This is a genomic window from Vibrio sp. HS-50-1, assembly GCF_024747315.1.
GTDB classification, from domain to species: Bacteria; Pseudomonadota; Gammaproteobacteria; order Enterobacterales; family Vibrionaceae; genus Vibrio; species Vibrio diabolicus.
Genome location: NZ_JAMPZF010000048.1, coordinates 900,275 through 917,795, shown reverse-complemented (window position 1 = coordinate 917,795; position 17,521 = coordinate 900,275). Strand labels below are relative to the sequence as shown.

Annotated in this window: 17 protein-coding genes; 10 read left to right on the top strand and 7 right to left on the bottom strand. The window is 44.3% G+C overall.

Going from position 1 to position 17,521, the window contains the following annotated elements; translation table 11 throughout:
- Nucleotides 1–161 precede the first annotated feature (161 nt).
- Together NDJ01_RS23325 and rnk are read right to left on the bottom strand one after the other, a co-directional pair.
- Complete coding sequence (locus tag NDJ01_RS23325) at nt 162–1,115, bottom strand: sensor domain-containing diguanylate cyclase (RefSeq protein ID WP_046875474.1); 954 nt, start codon at nt 1,113–1,115, stop codon at nt 162–164.
- A 238-nt stretch (nt 1,116–1,353) separates the two neighbouring features.
- Nucleotides 1,354–1,761 carry a nucleoside diphosphate kinase regulator gene (gene rnk, locus NDJ01_RS23320; protein WP_005394604.1) on the bottom strand — a complete coding sequence of 136 codons (408 nt, stop codon included), beginning with the start codon at nt 1,759–1,761 and terminating at the stop codon, nt 1,354–1,356.
- 529 nt (nt 1,762–2,290) lie between these two features.
- Here rnk and nirB point away from each other — a divergent pair.
- The 4 genes from nirB (at nt 2,291) to cobA (ending at nt 7,168) form a co-directional block, all read left to right on the top strand.
- Entirely contained in the window at nt 2,291–4,855 is a 2,565-nt protein-coding gene (gene nirB, locus NDJ01_RS23315; protein ID WP_258587447.1) for a nitrite reductase large subunit NirB, read from the top strand.
- 13 nt (nt 4,856–4,868) lie between these two features.
- Nucleotides 4,869–5,192 carry a nitrite reductase small subunit NirD gene (gene nirD, locus NDJ01_RS23310; protein ID WP_046875391.1) on the top strand — a complete coding sequence of 108 codons (324 nt, stop codon included), beginning with the start codon at nt 4,869–4,871 and terminating at the stop codon, nt 5,190–5,192.
- 196 nt (nt 5,193–5,388) lie between these two features.
- Complete coding sequence (locus NDJ01_RS23305; protein ID WP_046875392.1) at nt 5,389–6,237, top strand: formate/nitrite transporter family protein; 849 nt, start codon at nt 5,389–5,391, stop codon at nt 6,235–6,237.
- A gap of 172 nt (nt 6,238–6,409) precedes the next feature.
- Complete coding sequence (gene cobA / locus NDJ01_RS23300) at nt 6,410–7,168, top strand: uroporphyrinogen-III C-methyltransferase (protein WP_005394598.1); 759 nt, start codon at nt 6,410–6,412, stop codon at nt 7,166–7,168.
- 13 nt (nt 7,169–7,181) lie between these two features.
- Here cobA and NDJ01_RS23295 read toward each other — a convergent pair whose 3' ends face one another.
- The gene (locus NDJ01_RS23295; protein WP_243327819.1) at nt 7,182–7,622 is read right to left on the bottom strand and encodes a DUF4174 domain-containing protein; all 441 of its coding nucleotides are present in this window, start codon (nt 7,620–7,622) and stop codon (nt 7,182–7,184) included.
- Nucleotides 7,623–7,739: 117 nt separating this feature from the next.
- Here NDJ01_RS23295 and NDJ01_RS23290 point away from each other — a divergent pair, with 117 nt between their 5' ends.
- Nucleotides 7,740–8,228 carry an NYN domain-containing protein gene (locus NDJ01_RS23290; protein WP_005394594.1) on the top strand — a complete coding sequence of 163 codons (489 nt, stop codon included), beginning with the start codon at nt 7,740–7,742 and terminating at the stop codon, nt 8,226–8,228.
- A gap of 88 nt (nt 8,229–8,316) precedes the next feature.
- Here NDJ01_RS23290 and NDJ01_RS23285 read toward each other — a convergent pair whose 3' ends face one another.
- A complete protein-coding gene (locus tag NDJ01_RS23285; protein WP_005394592.1) occupies nt 8,317–9,648 on the bottom strand; it encodes an anaerobic C4-dicarboxylate transporter in 1,332 nt (443 codons plus the stop codon).
- A 420-nt stretch (nt 9,649–10,068) separates the two neighbouring features.
- On the opposite strand from NDJ01_RS23285, the gene NDJ01_RS23280 reads away from it, so the two are divergent.
- Together NDJ01_RS23280 and NDJ01_RS23275 are read left to right on the top strand one after the other, a co-directional pair.
- Entirely contained in the window at nt 10,069–10,806 is a 738-nt protein-coding gene (locus NDJ01_RS23280) for a siderophore ferric iron reductase (RefSeq protein WP_258587446.1), read from the top strand.
- A gap of 89 nt (nt 10,807–10,895) precedes the next feature.
- Complete coding sequence (locus NDJ01_RS23275) at nt 10,896–13,067, top strand: TonB-dependent receptor (protein WP_258587445.1); 2,172 nt, start codon at nt 10,896–10,898, stop codon at nt 13,065–13,067.
- 53 nt (nt 13,068–13,120) lie between these two features.
- Here the strand turns inward: NDJ01_RS23275 and NDJ01_RS23270 are convergent, their stop codons facing one another.
- Nucleotides 13,121–13,312, bottom strand: coding sequence for a DUF2986 domain-containing protein (locus tag NDJ01_RS23270; protein ID WP_012842232.1), 192 nt, complete (start codon nt 13,310–13,312; stop codon nt 13,121–13,123).
- A 136-nt stretch (nt 13,313–13,448) separates the two neighbouring features.
- Between NDJ01_RS23270 and NDJ01_RS23265 the strand changes: the two genes are divergently transcribed.
- On the top strand, nt 13,449–13,958 hold the full coding sequence (locus NDJ01_RS23265; protein ID WP_104970738.1) for a GNAT family N-acetyltransferase: 510 nt from the start codon (nt 13,449–13,451) through the stop codon (nt 13,956–13,958).
- A 13-nt stretch (nt 13,959–13,971) separates the two neighbouring features.
- The gene (locus NDJ01_RS23260) at nt 13,972–14,361 is read left to right on the top strand and encodes a nitrous oxide-stimulated promoter family protein (RefSeq protein ID WP_005394584.1); all 390 of its coding nucleotides are present in this window, start codon (nt 13,972–13,974) and stop codon (nt 14,359–14,361) included.
- 48 nt (nt 14,362–14,409) lie between these two features.
- Here NDJ01_RS23260 and NDJ01_RS23255 read toward each other — a convergent pair whose 3' ends face one another.
- Nucleotides 14,410–15,570: an MFS transporter gene (locus tag NDJ01_RS23255; protein WP_012842235.1), complete on the bottom strand. Its 1,161-nt coding sequence runs from the start codon at nt 15,568–15,570 to the stop codon at nt 14,410–14,412.
- Between the two features lie 176 nt (nt 15,571–15,746).
- Entirely contained in the window at nt 15,747–16,181 is a 435-nt protein-coding gene (trxC, locus tag NDJ01_RS23250) for a thioredoxin TrxC (protein ID WP_114323767.1), read from the bottom strand.
- A gap of 161 nt (nt 16,182–16,342) precedes the next feature.
- Here trxC and NDJ01_RS23245 point away from each other — a divergent pair, with 161 nt between their 5' ends.
- Nucleotides 16,343–17,437 carry a ketoacyl-ACP synthase III gene (locus NDJ01_RS23245; RefSeq protein WP_005394577.1) on the top strand — a complete coding sequence of 365 codons (1,095 nt, stop codon included), beginning with the start codon at nt 16,343–16,345 and terminating at the stop codon, nt 17,435–17,437.
- Nucleotides 17,438–17,521: the final 84 nt, after the last annotated feature.

Below are 17,521 nucleotides of genomic sequence, written 5' to 3'. Positions count from 1 at the left end.
CAGTAATAATATTACACCGTGTAGTATGCAACACTCTTAATTGTTTGTTATTTCTTTTGTTTCCTATATAAATGACTTATTAAAAAATAAGACGCTATCAATTCCGTAGAGAAAATTGTCAAATTAAAGAAATATTAATTTCAAAAAAAACAAGAGAATTATTATATCTGGATATAGGCAACGCCATTTTTGCCATTTTTCTTTATCTCATACATTGCATGATCGGCTTTTTGATAAACTTCATTAAACTGTTGTTTTCCTTTATCAAATAGACAAACACCGATGCTCATTCCAATCGTTACTTTATTTAAGTCCTGATTTATCGCAGGAATGATGGAACTTAAGAGTCGATCACAAAGTTGAGATATTTCTTCTTGATTTGAATAAGAGCTTAAAACGACAAACTCATCTCCTCCTATGCGTCCGACTTGAGACTTGCTTGGCGCAAGCTCTGTTAAGCTATTGGCGATATTAATGAGGAGAGTATCACCAGTATGATGGCCTAGCTGGTCGTTAACTGCTTTAAAATTATCTATATCAACAAACACTAAGGCAGACTGCTGAGACGGCTTGGTTTGAGGTTGATGATTAAAGTTTTCCTCAATTGCTTTTCTATTTAACAGTCCGGTCAATGGATCACTCGAAGCTAACTTAGCCAGTTGCTGCTCATATCGCTTTTCTTTTGTAATATCGATATGAGTGCCCATCATGCGTAGTGGTTCGCCATCAGAACCATACTCGACGATGCGCCCTCGATCGTAGACCCAACTATCACTGCCGTCTTTATGAATCATGCGATGAACTACCTCATAAAGGTCGGTTTTGCCAGCTAGGTGATCTTCAAATGCACCCACCGCAAGATCATAATCTTCAGGGTGGAGATTGTTTTTCCACGTTTCAACCGTCGCGGTTAACTCATGGGGCTGATAACCTAGCATTTTGCCCCACTGCATATTGAATATCGTCAAAGTACCTGAAGGAATATGCTGCTCCCACAAACACAGTCCATTACTGTCGAGTGCAGCATTCAACTTTTCTTGTAGTCGCGCATTCTTCCGCTTCAGCTCTTCATTTTCTTTTTCTAAGCAGGCAATTCGAGTTAGATATTCTTCCATTTTGCGCATAATTTACGTCGTTTTCGGAGCGACAATATACGAAAAATACTTTGCAATTTCTATGATTGAGCTTGGAGATATAGGTATTGAATATGCGGTAAATAATAAAGAATCGGTGATGTTACTTAAGAGCAGCAAAGTAAATGCTTGGAAAAACAAAGAAGGAAATAGGGGATAAGCGAGGGGCTCTCCTGGTGCAAAGTCATAAATGAGGCCTTTGCACCGGGACTACTGAGGGTTAGCGGTTTAGTGCACCACAACGCTCAGGCTGGTAGGTGATATCGACAATTTCAATTGTCTTCACTTGATTATTTGGCATTGGCCATTCAAGTTTTTGACCAACAGACAAACCGATCAGTGCGCTGCCTACGGGCGCAAAAATGGAAATATCATCACTGCTTTTCAGCTCAGATGGGTAAACCAGTGTCTTTGTCATGGTTCTATCTTCACCTGCAAATTTAAACTCTACAGTTGAGTTCATCGTGACCACATTATCTGGCATTTGTTCTGGCTCAAGAACCGTCGCACGGTCTAGCTCTGCTTCTAGCTCAACAAGCTCCGCCGCGATGTTTGGCATTTTATCCAACAAAGCCGTGATTCGGTTCATATCTAAGCTTGAAATGTAGATAGAATTGTTTTCTGACATTTTATGACTCCCAAATAAAAGGCCGCCTCACAAACATGGGACGGCACTCTATATGTCAATTACGGTATCAATCATATGGATTTTATTCCATATGAACTAAATCAGATTCTAGTCTTTATAGTGCGACTTAGCTAGTAAAAGATTTTTGTTGTGAGACTTGATTTTTCTAAAACTTTCAGTCACTTCAGTTGTTCACCTTTAATAGCCTTGAAACGGCTAGGTTAAAACGAATGCTTTGTTTTTAAACAAAGCAGGGTTTATCGTTAGCGTGGTTTAACTCGACAATCATTGCCATTCTGTAAAAGCCAAAACTGTATAGCCCTTTGTGAGCATGACTGCGGTTATCTCATTTTGTAAAAACTACCAACATCCGTTAATAAATTACCTTTTATTCTTCAATATCAAGATAAAAACGTTCATCTACCCCTTTAGGGTAGTTTGAAATTGTAATTGATTTACATCATGTATTAATTTTCTTTCACAATTAACAATGAGCTCAGTGATAAGAACCTAACCCTTAGGAATTATAATGAGCAAGTTGAAGCTAGTAGTCATCGGTAACGGTATGGTAGGGCACCGTTATATTGAAGACTTAGTCGAGAAAGCTGATATCTCTAATATGGAGATTACCGTTTTCTGTGAAGAACCTCGTGTCGCATACGACCGTGTGCACCTTTCCTCTTACTTTTCTCACCATACTGCAGATGAACTTTCTTTAGTGAAAGAAGGCTTCTACAAGAAACACGGTATTAACATGCTGATCGGTGAACGTGCGATTAACATCAACCGTGAAAACCGCATTGTTTACTCAAGCACTGGCCGTGAAGTTCAATACGACAAGCTGATTCTTGCTACAGGCTCATTCCCATTTGTCCCGCCTATCAAAGGTCATGAAAGCAAAGACTGTTTTGTTTACCGTACTATCGAAGATCTTAAAGCGATCGAAGCGTGTGCGAAGAACAGTAAATCCGGCGTGGTTATCGGTGGTGGTCTACTCGGTCTTGAAGCAGCAGGCGCACTAAAAGCATTGGGTGTAGAAACACACGTTGTTGAGTTCGCACCAAAGCTGATGGCTGAGCAACTTGACCTTGCTGGTGGTAACCAACTTCGTCAAAAGATCGAGCGTATGGGCGTGAACGTTCACACCAGCAAAAACACGCTTGAGATTGCGGCAGAAGGCACAAACGCACGCAATGTTATGCGTTTTGCTGACGGCTCAGAGCTAGAAACAGACTTCATCGTATTCTCTGCAGGTATTCGTCCACAAGACAAACTAGCTCGTCAAATGGAGCTAGAAGTTGGCCCTCGTGGTGGTGTTGCCATCAACGACCACTGCCAGACTTCTGATGAGAACATCTACGCTATTGGTGAGTGTGCGTCTTGGAACGACATGTTCTACGGTCTTGTTGCTCCGGGTTACAAGATGGCGACGGTTGCCGTTGATCACCTACTAGGTAACACAGAAAGCAAATTCGAAGGCGCTGATATGTCTGCGAAGCTAAAACTGCTTGGTGTGAAAGTGGGCTCTATCGGTGATGCGAATGGTCGCACTGAAGGTTGTAAGAGTTACGTTTACCAAAACGAAGAACAAGAAGTTTACAAACGTCTTATCGTTTCTGAAGACAACAAGAAACTGCTTGGTGCGGTATTAGTGGGTGATACGTCTGACTACGGCGATTTGCTTCAATTGATGTTGAACGAAATCGACCTACCAGAACACCCAGATGCCTTGATCCTTCCTGCACACGCAGGCGCTGAGAAACCAGCACTAGGTGCCGACGCTCTACCAGAAAGCGCAGTGATCTGTTCATGTTTCGATGTAACCAAAGGCAAGATCGCACAAGCGGTTGCTGATGGCCACCATACATTGGGCGACATCAAAGCAGTGACTGGCGCTGGCACAGGCTGTGGTGGTTGTATTCCTCTAGTCACTTCTGTTCTAAACGCAGAGCTTGCTAAATCTGGTATTGAAGTGAAGAACGACGTTTGTGAGCACTTTGCTTACTCACGCCAAGAGTTGTTCCACCTAATCCGTATCGAAGAGATCAAAACGTTTGATGAGCTTTTAGAGAAATACGGTAAAGGTTACGGCTGTGAAGTTTGTAAACCACTGGCTGGTTCTATCTTGGCTTCTTGCTGGGGTGAGCACATTCTTAAGCCACAACTGGTTAAGCTGCACGACACCAACGATAACTTCCTAGGTAACATTCAAAAAGATGGTACTTACTCCGTAATCCCACGTATGGCGGGTGGTGAAGTTACACCTCAAGCACTGGGTGCACTAGCGAACGTTGCTGCAGAATACAACCTATACACCAAAGTAACCGGTGCTCAACGTATTGGTCTGTTCGGTGCTCAAAAAGACGATCTTCCAGAGATCTGGCGCAAGCTTATCGACGTTGGCTTCGAAACAGGTCAAGCGTACGCAAAAGCACTTCGTATGGCGAAGACATGTGTTGGCTCAACGTGGTGTCGTTACGGCGTTCAAGATTCTGTTGGTTTAGGCTCTTATATTGAGAACCGTTACAAAGGCATTCGTACACCTCATAAGATGAAGTTCGGTGTTTCTGGCTGTACTCGTGAGTGTGCGGAAGCACAAGGTAAAGACCTTGGTATCATCGCGACTGACGCAGGTTGGAACATGTACGTATGTGGTAACGGCGGTATGAAACCTCGTCACGCAGACCTACTTGCAAGTGACCTAGATAAAGAAACGCTAATCAAGTACATCGACCGCTTCATGATGTTCTACATCCGTACTGCTGCGCCACTACAACGCACATCCGTTTGGATGGAAAACATGGAAGGTGGCGTTGACTACCTACGCGAAGTGATTGTTGAAGACAAACTTGGCATTAACGCTCAACTAGAAGCAGACGTAGCGAAGCTTGTAGATGAGTACGAATGTGAGTGGACTGCAACCATCAATGACGAATCACAACTGACTCGTTTCGCACACTTCATCAACTCTGACAAGCGCGATGACAATGTTGTGTTTGTTCAAGAGCGCGAACAGCACCGTCCAGCGACCTTCACGGAGAAACATCCTGAAGCGAAAGGCGACATCCTACACGTAGCGATCACTGAAGCATAAGGGAAGGTTGAACATGTCATTTGAAAAGATTTGCCAAATCAACGACATCGTACCGGGCACTGGCGTTTGTGCACTGGTTGATGGTCAGCAAGTTGCGGTATTCCGCCCAACACAAGCAGAAGAAGTGCTGGCGATCAGCAACACAGACCCGTTCTTCCAATCAAACGTGCTTTCTCGCGGTTTGATTTGTGAGCACCAAGGCGAACTTTGGGTAGCAAGCCCACTTAAGAAGCAACGCTTTAACCTGACAACAGGTGCTTGTATGGAAGACGAGCGTTTTAACGTGAAAGCGTACAAAACGCGTGTAACCAACGGTGAAGTAGAAATTTCTGCATAAGCTTGGTTCGCATTCCCTCCTCCTTAAGGGGAGGGAATGCACTGAGTACTTAGATTCAATAGACAAAGGCTTTCCAAGCGTCATCTTGGGGGAACAGGGAAGCGAGATGATGTCGACAGCAGTGGGTGTCAACGGGAAGCCTTTCTCTATTCAATCTTTAACTTTTTAACTTTCAATTTTGAATAAGGACACATTCATGTCTACAGACTTTAAACCTGCTGAATTCGTGCAAACCATGATCAACGTGGGTGAAGCGAAAATTAATACCAGCACACGAGATCTTCTACTTCGTGGCACGATGGCAGGCGTTATTCTGTCTCTTGCAGTGGTGGTTGCTATTACCGCGATTGTACAAACGGGCATTGGCCTTGTGGGGGCGCTTGTTTTCCCTGTGGGCTTTGTGATTCTCAGTGTGATGGGTTACGACCTTGTCACAGGTGTTTTTGGTCTTGCTCCTTTGGCTAAGTTTGCTAACCGTCCGGGTATCACTTGGGGTCGTATTTTCCGTTGCTGGGGATTGGTAGGTTTGGGTAACCTGATTGGTTCTCTAATTGTGGCTTACCTAGTGGCAATCTCTCTAACCGGTAACTTCTCTCTAGAGCTCAACGCGGTAGCGAAGAAGTTTGTCGCTGTATCGACTGCCCGTAGCCTTGGTTTCGAAAACATGGGTATGGACGGATGGATCACGTGTTTTGTACGCGCTATCTTCTGTAACCTAATGGTGTGCCTAGGCGTGATCGGCAACATGACGGCACGTTCAGTATCTGGTCGTGTAGCGATGATGTGGTTCCCAATCTTCATCTTCTTCGCGCTCGTATTTGAGCACACCGTGGTAAACATGTTCCTATTCCCACTGGGTATGATCTTAGGTGCGGATTTTGGTATCGCGACTTGGTTGAACTTCAATCTTATCCCAACCATCTTAGGTAACATCGTTGGTGGTCTAGTAATGACTTGTCTGCCACTGTACCTAACTCATGCGAAAACAGCGCCTTCTATTAATGCTGAAGAAGAAGTAAATGCAGAGCCTGCAATCGCAAAATAAACCGCTTTATATGGCCCTACCTATGGAAGGTAGGGCTACTCAACTCATTTAACTTTCAATAGATATTGTATTGATTTAGCTATAAAAAGTAATAACTCCTTGGGGTAGTTTAAACCTTAAGTTAATAACGTGAGTGTTACTCTTTATATCCAAATTTCCGATAGGCGTTGATATGACTACTGCGAACTCATCTTTAAACAGCGGCTTTGTTTCTTTAGTTGGTGCAGGTCCGGGCGATCCAGACTTGCTGACGGTCAAAGGTTTGAAAGCCATTCAAGCGGCTGAAGTTGTGGTGTATGACCGATTGGTGTCGAAAGACATTCTTGAACTGGCTCACGCATCTGCTGAGATGATTTATGTCGGGAAAAAGCTCGATTTTCACTGCGTACCACAAGACCAGATCAATCAAATCTTGGTACAAAAAGCGCAAGAAGGTAAACGCGTTGTGCGCCTAAAAGGTGGTGATTCTTTCATCTTTGGACGCGGCGGTGAAGAGTTAGAAGAGCTTGCAGAATATGGCATCAAATACGAAGTGGTGCCGGGGATCACCGCTGCAGCGGGTGCAACAGCTTATGCTGGTATACCATTAACGCACCGTGACCACGCGCAAAGCGTTCAATTTATTACAGGTCACGTGCAAAAAGACGGTCGCGAAATTGAGTGGCATTCGTTAGCGCAATCTAACAACACACTTGTGTTCTACATGGGTTTGAAGCAAAGCGGTCACATCATGGATAACCTGATCACTCACGGATTAGATCCAGAGATGTCATGCGCCATTATTGAAAATGGTACGCGTCCAGAGCAGCGCGTGTTCCAAGGAAAACTGAACGAACTTTCTGAAATGGCTGAGAAGGCGATCAGTCCAGCATTGATCGTCGTTGGCAGCGTGACTCAGTTGCACAACAAACTAGACTGGTTTAGAAAATAAGTTCATCTAATGGTTAGATTTTGCAGGGGCTATGACGTCTCTGCATTTCTTGCTTACGCATTGGCATTTGATCAATCAAGCTGTTGATAAATGGCCAATCCGTTTCTGCGCCCCATCGGTATTTCTCTTGGCCATCTTTACCCAGTAAAATTGCGGTATGTGAGCCTTTTTCAATTTCATACAGCTTGGCAAGCATTTTCAAATCAAACTCTTCTTTGAGCCAAGCTGGAGACGTGTAACCTTGTTCTGTAATGACTAATGTGACCACGTCTCTGTCTTCCAACTCGCACTCATTCATGAGTGTTTCTAGTAAGAATTGTTTAACGTATTCATCGTTTTCTGGAGCGAAGTAAAGCACACTCCGATGCGGCCAGTACTTTGAATGTGCTGGATAACCGAATGCTGTCGATGACAAGATACAAGAAAGTAGTATCACTAGTAACTTTCCGCCCATGACAGTTCCCCTAGAAACCCAAATACCGTTTATACGTTAAGTTTAGTGGAATTGGCTCATTGTGCTTTTACCAAAACTGACTTAGGGTAGGCAGCAAATAAATCAAGCGTAGAAAAGATGAATTCAGAAAGAAAACAAAAGATCGCCATTTTGGTTGATGTACAGAATGTGTATTACACCTGTCGCGAAGCGTATCGCAGTAATTTTGATTACAACCAGTTTTGGTATGTTGCGACGCAAGGGAAAGAGGTGGTGAGTGCTCGTGCTTATGCCATCGCGAGTAACGATCCAAAACAGCGTCAGTTTCATCACATTTTACGCGGTGTTGGGTTCGAGGTAATGCTTAAACCCTATATTCAGCGTCGTGACGGCAGCTCGAAAGGCGACTGGGATGTCGGTATTACTCTTGATGCGATTGAAATTGCCCCTGAAGTTGAGGAAGTGATTCTCGTTTCTGGAGATGGGGACTTTAGTCTTCTGGTGGAACGAATTCAGCAGCGCTTCAATAAAACGGTGACTGTTTATGGTGTGCCTAAGCTAACATCCCAAACTCTGATTGATTGTGCCGATAACTTTGTCGCGATTGATGATGACTTCTTACTGTAATCACTAGCGTGACAAAGAAAAGGCGAGTCATTCAGGCTGTACGCTAACGTACAATGACTCGCCTCTAATTTATTGTTGATTTGGCTAATTATGAAGGAATGATCATTTGTCCTAACAAGTAGCCCAGACAGCAGGCACCAATCACACCAATCAAACCTACCGACATAAATGAATGGTTGAAGTACCACTTACCAATCTTAGTGGTACCTGACGTATCGAAGTTCACTGTCGCGATGTCTGAAGGGTAGTTCGGAATAAAGAAGTAACCGTATACCGCAGGCATTAGGCCGATAAGCAGTGCAGGATCTAGACCCAAGCCAAGACCGACAGGCAACATCATACGTGCAGTCGCTGCTTGAGAATTCACTACAACCGACACAATGAACAACGCAAGCGCGAACGTCCAAGGGTAGTTGGTTACCATCTCAACGATGCCAGATTTGAACTGAGGCATTGCGTATTGGAAGTAAGTATCTGACATCCAGGCGATACCGAAGATCGCAATGGCAGCCACCATACCTGATTTGAATACTACGCCGTTTGGTACGTCACGTGGGTCAGTTTTGGTTGCAAGCAAAATGATACCGCCGAAGCAGAGCATCATCATTTGAATCACAACGGCCATGCTGATTGGTTTCGCGCCATCCACTATGGTACGAATGTCCGGCCACATCGCGATAACGACGATAACCAAGATAGAAGCGATGAACAGCAACACAGAGTTACGAGCACTTGTTGGTAGCACTTCATCAAGAGACGTTGCAGTGGTGTTGAGGATCTTTTCACGCCACACCGGATCTTTTAAACGCTCTTGGTATTCTTCATCGTCTTCCAGTTCTTTACCGCGTTTTAGGCTGTAAAGTGACATCAGCAACGTACCGAATAGCGTTGCAGGTACAGTAACGAGCAGAATAGAAAGCAGAGTGATCTCGTGTTGAATATCGGACAGCTGTGCCAAGTAGTAAACCACTGCCGCTGAAATTGGAGAGGCCGTAATCGCGATTTGTGAAGCGACGGAAGCGGCTGCCATTGGACGTTCTGGACGAATGCCGTTTTTCAGTGCAACGTCGCCAATGATTGGCATGATGGAGTAAACCGCGTGACCTGTACCGAGCAAGAAGGTCATAAAGTAAGTAACAAAAGGAGCGATCAGGGTGACGCGTTTTGGGTTTTTACGAAGCACACGTTCGGCAACTTGCAGCATGTATTTCAAACCACCAGCCGCTTCAAGAATGGATGCACATGTTACCACCGCTAAGATTATCAACATAACGGTGACAGGAGGGGAGGTTGGCGGCATCTTAAAGATGAAGACTTCAATCACCAAACCAATACCAGATACGACCCCAAGGCCTATACCACCATAACGTGAGCCGATATACAGCATCACGAGCAAAAATAGAAACTCAAGATACAACATGTGGATTTCCTTATTCAAAACAGGGGGCTATATAGCCAAATTACTTAATTACATTGTCCCGATATTCAGAAAGAAAATACTTCATGTTGTTCACACTCCTTTGGATAAGAAACAGCAATATTCAATTATTGGCAATAACTCACGCTACACAGGGAAACTGTTAACACAGTTTTATCAGGGTGTTTTTATGCTGTGTATTTTTGCGATCATGTCAGCGCTAAATGCGAAGATGTTTAAGAGTTTGTTGCTATTCATCGCATACGTAACCAGACCTTACAGGCGCAAAGAGCTTGAAAATAGAGACATAAACCACACATGAGAATAGGCTCTTGCCATGCGAACACAAAAGATAATAGTTTGCATTGCGATTGGTGCTTGGGTATAAAGGTGTCAGAATGACTACACCAACAATAAAACATCATGTCTGAGCAATTTTTCCCGCAACTATTTCAAACTTCGAGTGAGATTACGCCTTACCTTCACGGTGATATTGGCGAAATAGGGCAAGAAGTTATTCATATCGAAAATGATATCAATCCGATCATTCAAGGCCTTTACCAACAGTTGTCTGAGGCTCATCCGGAAGCGGGAAAAGCGTATTGGTTGACGAGAACGTGGGATTTGTTGTGTTGGCAGCCTGTTTATGTTGCGTTCATTTCTATTTACGGTTTCCACACGTTGCCAAACATTCGTGAGATGGCGCAGCACCTCAAGCCTTGTTTTGTGTCTGGATATCGATTCGCTGACGAAACACATATACATGGTAAGCCAGAAGAATTAATAAAAGAGGCCGGACGTCAAATTCGAGAGTTGTTCGATTTCTACCAACAAGAAATGAGTCAATGGACGCGCATTCGCCCAGGCTTCACTCATCAATTGATGTCGGATGGGATCATGGCTTGTTTGATTCGTCTTCAACAGCGTTTTCCGCAAATGACCAACACAACATTACGTGAGCATGCCATCTTGTGCTTACAGGCATTGGGTTTAGATGTCAACAATAGTCATTCACTTTATGAGACGTCACTGGATCAGCCGCTAAAATTGGTCAGAAAAAGCTGTTGTTTAGTCTATAAGTGTGAAGGCAGAAAGCTTTGTGAAGATTGTCCTCGTTTAGAAAAAAATCGACAGCTTATGAGCAAGCATAATTCTAATTAACATTTGGTTAACTTATGTAACAGTGCTCGATTTGAGAGTGAGAATAAGTATCATTGCATGCTCTTGTTGACAACAAAAAGATAAATACAATGATAAAAAGGACGTTTTCTCTTAATCTCATCGTACTTGCGATGAGCAGTGGATACGCAGTTAGCTCAATAGCTGCGGAAGAACTTCAACAAACATCAACACCAAGTGATGAACAAATGGTGGTCGTGGGCAGTGTGATGCCGAAATCGATCTCTGATATTCCAGGAACGGTTTGGTTTGTAGGGCAAGAGGAAATTGCTCAGCAATATCGCGCGGGCAAGACACTTGGTGACATTCTTTCTGCAACCATTCCTTCGTTAGACGTTGGTACCGGTGGTCGAACTAACTACGGCCAGAACCTGCGTGGCAGAGCGATGTTGGTGATGATTGATGGTGTCTCACTGCAGTCTTCTCGCCCAATTAGTCGTCAGCTTGATGCGATTGACCCATTCAACATCGAGCGAATTGAAGTACTATCTGGTGCGACCTCCATTTATGGGGCAGGCGCTACAGGTGGTGTTATCAACATTATCACCAAGAAAGCTTACTCCGATGACTTGTCATTTGAATCGTATGTCAGTGGGACTTCAGGCTTTAACAGCAGCGATGACTTTGATTACAAACTAGCTCAGTCTATCTCAGGTGGTAATGAGCGAATTGCCGCTAGGGGTTCGGTTGTGTACACCGAGACACAAGGTGCATTTGACGCAAATGGCGACATTGTCACCCCAGATATCTCCCAAGGCTCTCTGCAATACAACTCGACGCTTGATGTAATGGGATCGACAGAGATTCAAATCTCCGATGCCAGCAAGTTAAACCTTGTCGCACAATACTATGACAGCCAGCAAGATTCGCCATACGGCTTGTACATTGTTAACAATAAATTTGTTGATGTACGAGAGGGATTCGATTCCGATCGTGAACACGGTACAGAGCGAGTTCTCTTAAGTGCGAACTACGCTCACGACAGCGTATTCGACCATCAACTGATTGGCGAGTTGTCTTACCGAAGTGAAGACCAAACGTTTACTCCTTATTACCAAGGTGCTTCTCAGCAAAAGACAGAGGTTTTTGCTGGACGTTTGGCACTGGCAAAAAACTGGGAATCATTCAACCTTGTTTATGGTGTTGATGCGTATTTAGACCGTTTTGAGAGCAATCAAGCTCTATTCGATCCAAGCATTGCAAACAACTCTGGAAACTTGATTAATAAAACGTACGCCGAAGTTGGTCGTTACCCAGGTGTAGATGTAACGTCTTACGCAATGTTTGTTCAAGGTGACTATCAAATTAATCAAGATTGGTCTGTTCAAGCAGGCTACCGCTATCAATACATGGACAATAAGATTGATGACTTTGTTGCCTATAGCGTACAAAAGAAGATTGCCTCGGGTAAGGGGGTGTCAGCGGATGCGGTACCAGGTGGCAGCACCGACTACTCTGTAAGTCTGTTTAATTTGGGCACCATTTATCAGCTTAATGATGAATCTCAACTTTGGGCAAACTTCTCCCAAGGTTTCGAACTTGCTGACCCTGCGAAGTACTATGGTCAAGGCAGCTATGATGCTGTGGATGCAAACGGTCATTATGCGTTGAACAACAGCATTAATGTGTCTGACTCAAAAATGTCAGGTATTAAAACGGACAGCTATGAGATCGGTTACCGTCTTGATACCAACTCTCTTGCGCTTCAGGCGGCAGGCTATTACTCGCTTTCAGACAACTCCATCAAGTATGATAGAAAAACGTTGTTGATTACGAATGTTGACGACGAGCAGCGTGTTTACGGTGCAGAAGCAAACATCAATTACTGGGTGACCCGCGATATCCTGTTAGGGGCATCAGGACACTACGTAGTTTCTGAGCTGAAAACCGATGGTAAATGGGAAGATTTGAGCGCAGGTAAGGCCAGTACGTCTAAGGCTAATGCATGGGCTACATACTACCAAGATTCGTACTCGATTCGTCTACAAAGTCAGACGATGTTTGATTACGAAGATGACGCCAACAATAAGTTGGAGGGCTACACCACGTTTGATCTTCTGGGTAATGTAACACTACCTGTTGGGCAGTTAGGCTTTGGTATTCAAAACCTATTTGACGAAGACTACACAACCGCTTGGGGTCAACGTGCGCAGATTCTTTACGCGGCACACTACGATGCAGCAGCTTACGACTACAAAGGAAGAGGTCGCACATTCACACTGAACTACAGTGTTGAATATTAGAGTCAATTCTTCTCGTACAACAAACAAAAAAGCCGCATAAAGCGGCTTTTCTTTTAGGCTTGATCTGTCGGCACTGTGTCTACAACATTTTCCGTGCTTTCCGAAGCTTGGTTTTGCTCTTCAGCTTCCATTTTTGCACGTTCAGCTTTGGAGATATAACGCGGCTTATTGCTCTTATGTAGCTTAGCGTTATGCTTCTTCTGCTTCGCTTTTAAGATCTGATTGATTTTCTTCTTGCGGTTCATGGTGGTGGTCCTTTAATTTAGCGGGGCAGGATAGTTATTTTTTTATCAAGTTACAACTAAATAAGCCCTTACGTCGGTCGCAAGATTCAAGTACGTTTCTATGTCCAATCATCTCTCGCGTTTTAATGGAGTCCAAATGAAAACACTGATCACTGAACGTTTGATACTACGTCTTGTGAGTGTAGATGATGCACCATTCATATTAGAACTTTATAACCAACCAGACTTTTACCGTTTTGTCGGAGATAAACAAATTCGTACTGAATATGAAGCGGCGCGTTATATAAAAGAAAACATGCTACGCATGCAAAAAGTTAAAGGCGTGAGTTTACTCTTAGTAGAGAAAAAGGACGATGGACGGCCGATCGGTATTTGTGGGCTAGTTAAGCGTGACACATTGCAACACTACGATCTCGGGTATGGTTTTTTACCTTCTGCTTATGGTTGCGGCTACGGAGTCGAGTCGGCAACCGCGGTGCTGGAATATGCTCGAGGGGAAATGAAACTCGATAAGTTGGCTGCCATCACCAACAATGACAATATTCGTAGTATAAGTTTGCTCAAAAAACTGGGCTTTGAGTTTGAACGAGTTGAGCAGCAATACGATAATGGTCGAACGTTAGAACTTTACACAATGACGTTGTGATTTTTGGAAGCTCATGAGCGATATTTTACTTGGCAAGCTCGCCACTGAATTTAAGACGGTAAAAGCCATGGTAGAGGTTTACTGTCACGATCACCATGGAACAAAAAGTGACTTGTGCTCAGAATGTCGTGAGCTGCTTGAATACGCAGAAGTTCGTCTTGACCGTTGTCCTTACGGAGAGAATAAACCTACGTGTAACAAGTGTCCGATTCACTGTTATAAACCGGACCCGAAAGAGCAAATGCGTTTGGTCATGCGTTACTCTGGCCCCAGAATGCTACTGAAACATCCCATCTTGGCGGTTCGTCATTTACTTCATGAAAAGCGCGCGGTACCGGAAAAACCTGCAGCGAACGCGTCAAACCGTCACAAACGTTTATCTAAACAAAAAAGCGAAGAATAAAAAACGAGGGCGACATGCCCTCGTTTTCGTTGAGTAGAAGTTGCTTGGTTAGAGGCCAGCGGCCATACGCTGCTTAGTTTTGCTCGCTGCAAGTAGCATGTATACGCCAGTCGCAACCAAAGCGGCAAACAAGTAGCCTAGTAAGCCATGTTCTTGGCCCATAAATTTATCAGCCACAACCGGGCCAGCAACAGAGCCAATGCTGTAGCTGAACAGCATGACTTGTGTGGCAGAGACAATAAAGCGCTCATCAAGTCCTTCACAACCTAAGTTGATCGCAATTGGGTACAAGGCAAAAGTAGCTGCACCTAAAAAGAATAAAGCAGCAGCTAATACCACGGCTGACGATGAAATAAAGGTCAAACCGATCGAAAAAATACCCAAAATACAGAAGAACGCCATTAGCACTGTGCGGCTCATGTATTTGTTCAATGTGGTCACCATTGGTTGAACCAACATGCCACCTAGGATCACTAATGCCATCAATGTACCAATGTCTTGATGGTTGATTTTACGGTTAGTGAGCTCAACAGGCATTAATCCGTAGATCGCGCCTAAAGTCAAACCTGATACAACACAACCAATAATTGCAGCATGGTTTAGCTTGGCAATTTGCTTAAATGACAAAGCGGTTGATTCATGGCTGTTTGGTTGTTCACACTCAATAAACATCAGCACCAACATCGCCATTAGGATCAGCGTTGTAATTGCAATGAACGGAACACCGCCACTTACGCCAAGTACACCAATGCCAAATTGGCCTAATGCAGAACCGCCATAAAGCGATAGCATGTACAAGCTCAAACGTTTTGCACGTGATGCTTCGTCGCCAGACATTAGCCAAGATTCAACAATGACAAAAACGCCCGCAACGGCAATACCTGCGATGAAACGAGCAGCAAGCCACACTAACCCATTAGCAAAAACGGGTAGCGTGACAATCGTTAGCGAGAATGCCGCTAAGCAGCCAATAAACGCTTTACGGTGACCCACTTGACGCACGACACGTTCAATAAACATCGCGCCGACCAATAAGCCGCCATAAAAAACACTCGCCAACCAACTCGCATAATCTGCTGAGATGTTGTATTCACCGAGCATGAGAGGGATCAAGCTCATTAAATAGCCCGAAGCCACCGCATAAAGAGACAGTGCGACGACTGGAACTGTAACTCGTGGTGATGCTGCAGGAACGACTGTGTTTTCCACTGTTTTGCGCCTATAAGTTAAATGAAATCTATGGGTTATTCGGCGCGAATATGAGGCTAATAGTTAGGCAAGTAAAATGATTAATTTAAGTCGTTTCGACAAATAATATTTGTTAACTAGATAGGTCGATAAGTTGCATAAAAACGCCAACCTACCAGTGAGGTTGGCGTGGAGAATTACTTATTAAGTGCTTGATTTAACCATTGATCAAACTGACTTTTCGGTAGCGCACCATTGATCATATCAACGCGTTGACCGTTCTTGAAAACCATGATGGTAGGAATGCTTCGAATGCCAAATTGTGCAGCGAGCGCTTGCTGTGCTTCTGTATCAACCTTTACAAAACGAGCCGTTCCTGCTTGTTCATGAGCGACATCCGAGAAAACAGGGGCAAAACCGACGCACGGATTACACCAAGGGGCCCAAAAGTCGACGACAACAGGCGTATCACTTTGTAATAGAGCTGAAAAGTTATCTTGCGTTCCTTCGATAGGCGCGCCATCAAAAAGTGCACTTTTACATTTACCGCAAGTTGCAGACTCTGCAACACGCTCATTAGGGACACGATTCAGACCGCCGCATGAAGGGCAGCGAGTTTTAAACGATGACATGACTTCTTCCTTTATTACGTATTGATGAAAACAGACTTACCAGTCAGCCTCATTATTTGTATACTTATTTTTTAACCTGCCGAGATAACGCAGAGCAGGTTTGTATTTGAGCCTAAGGTTCTAAGAAATTTTATTAAAATACAACAATAAATAGGTCTGCGATGACAAATTACTACGCTGAAATTACAGGTTGGGGGAAATGTGTTCCTCCTGCCGTGCTCTCTAACGATGATCTTAGCACTTTCCTTGATACTTCAGATGAGTGGATTCGTACCCGTACCGGTATCGAAAACCGCCGTATTAGCCATGTAAATACTTCAGACATGGCAACCGTTGCTGCCAAACACGCATTGGCGCGCGCGGGCGTTGACGCCAGCGACGTTGATTTAATCATTGTGGCGACTTGTTCTCCGGATTCACTTATTCCAAACATCGCATCTAAAATACAGCAGAACTTGGGCATTCGCTCTGCGGCGGCCTTTGATTTAAATGCCGCATGTACGGGATTTGTCTACGGCCTTGAAACGGGCACACGTTTGATTCAATCAGGTAACTATCGCAACGCGATCATTATTGGCGCGGAAAGATTGTCTTTCTACATCGATTGGGCCATGCGAGATACCGCTGTTCTATTTGGTGATGGCGCGGGCGCCGTTGTGTTATCAAGAACAGAAAAAGAAACGGGTCTACTGCAATCTCAAATCGGTTGTGACGCTAAAGGTCGCGATATTCTTTCCGTGCCAAAGTTTGGTACTTGTATGGATCGCTTTGCGGAAGACAACGGTTACTGGGATTTCAACTTTGTAGGACAAGAAATTTTCAAACGTGCGGTAAAAGGCATGGGGCTAGCTGCGAAAACCGTGCTTAAAGCGTCACAGTTAACTACCGACCAAATCGACGTTGTTATTCCTCATCAAGCGAATATTCGTATTATTCAAACCCTATGTGACCTATCTGGGATCCCACACGACAAAGCGTTTGTGAACATCCAAAACTACGGCAATACTTCTGCAGCGACGGTGCCAATTGCATTGTGTGAAGCGGTAGAGCAAGGCCGAGTTAACCCAGGTGATAACATGCTTCTTGCTGCATTTGGTGCAGGTTTGACATGGGGGGCGGCAGTATTGAAATGGGGTGACCGCGTAACGCCAATTGGTGAAAGTGATGCGGCTCTGCCTGAATGTGAGCAATCCGCGCTAGAATTACTTGAGCGTGCCATTAAGCTGTGTAACGAGCGCCGTCGCGACGAAGCATAACGGACATTCAGCGGGAATGATATTGAGAAGGGAGCGTAAATGCTCCCTTTTTCATGACATGTTAAATAAGAGCTCATTAAAGCA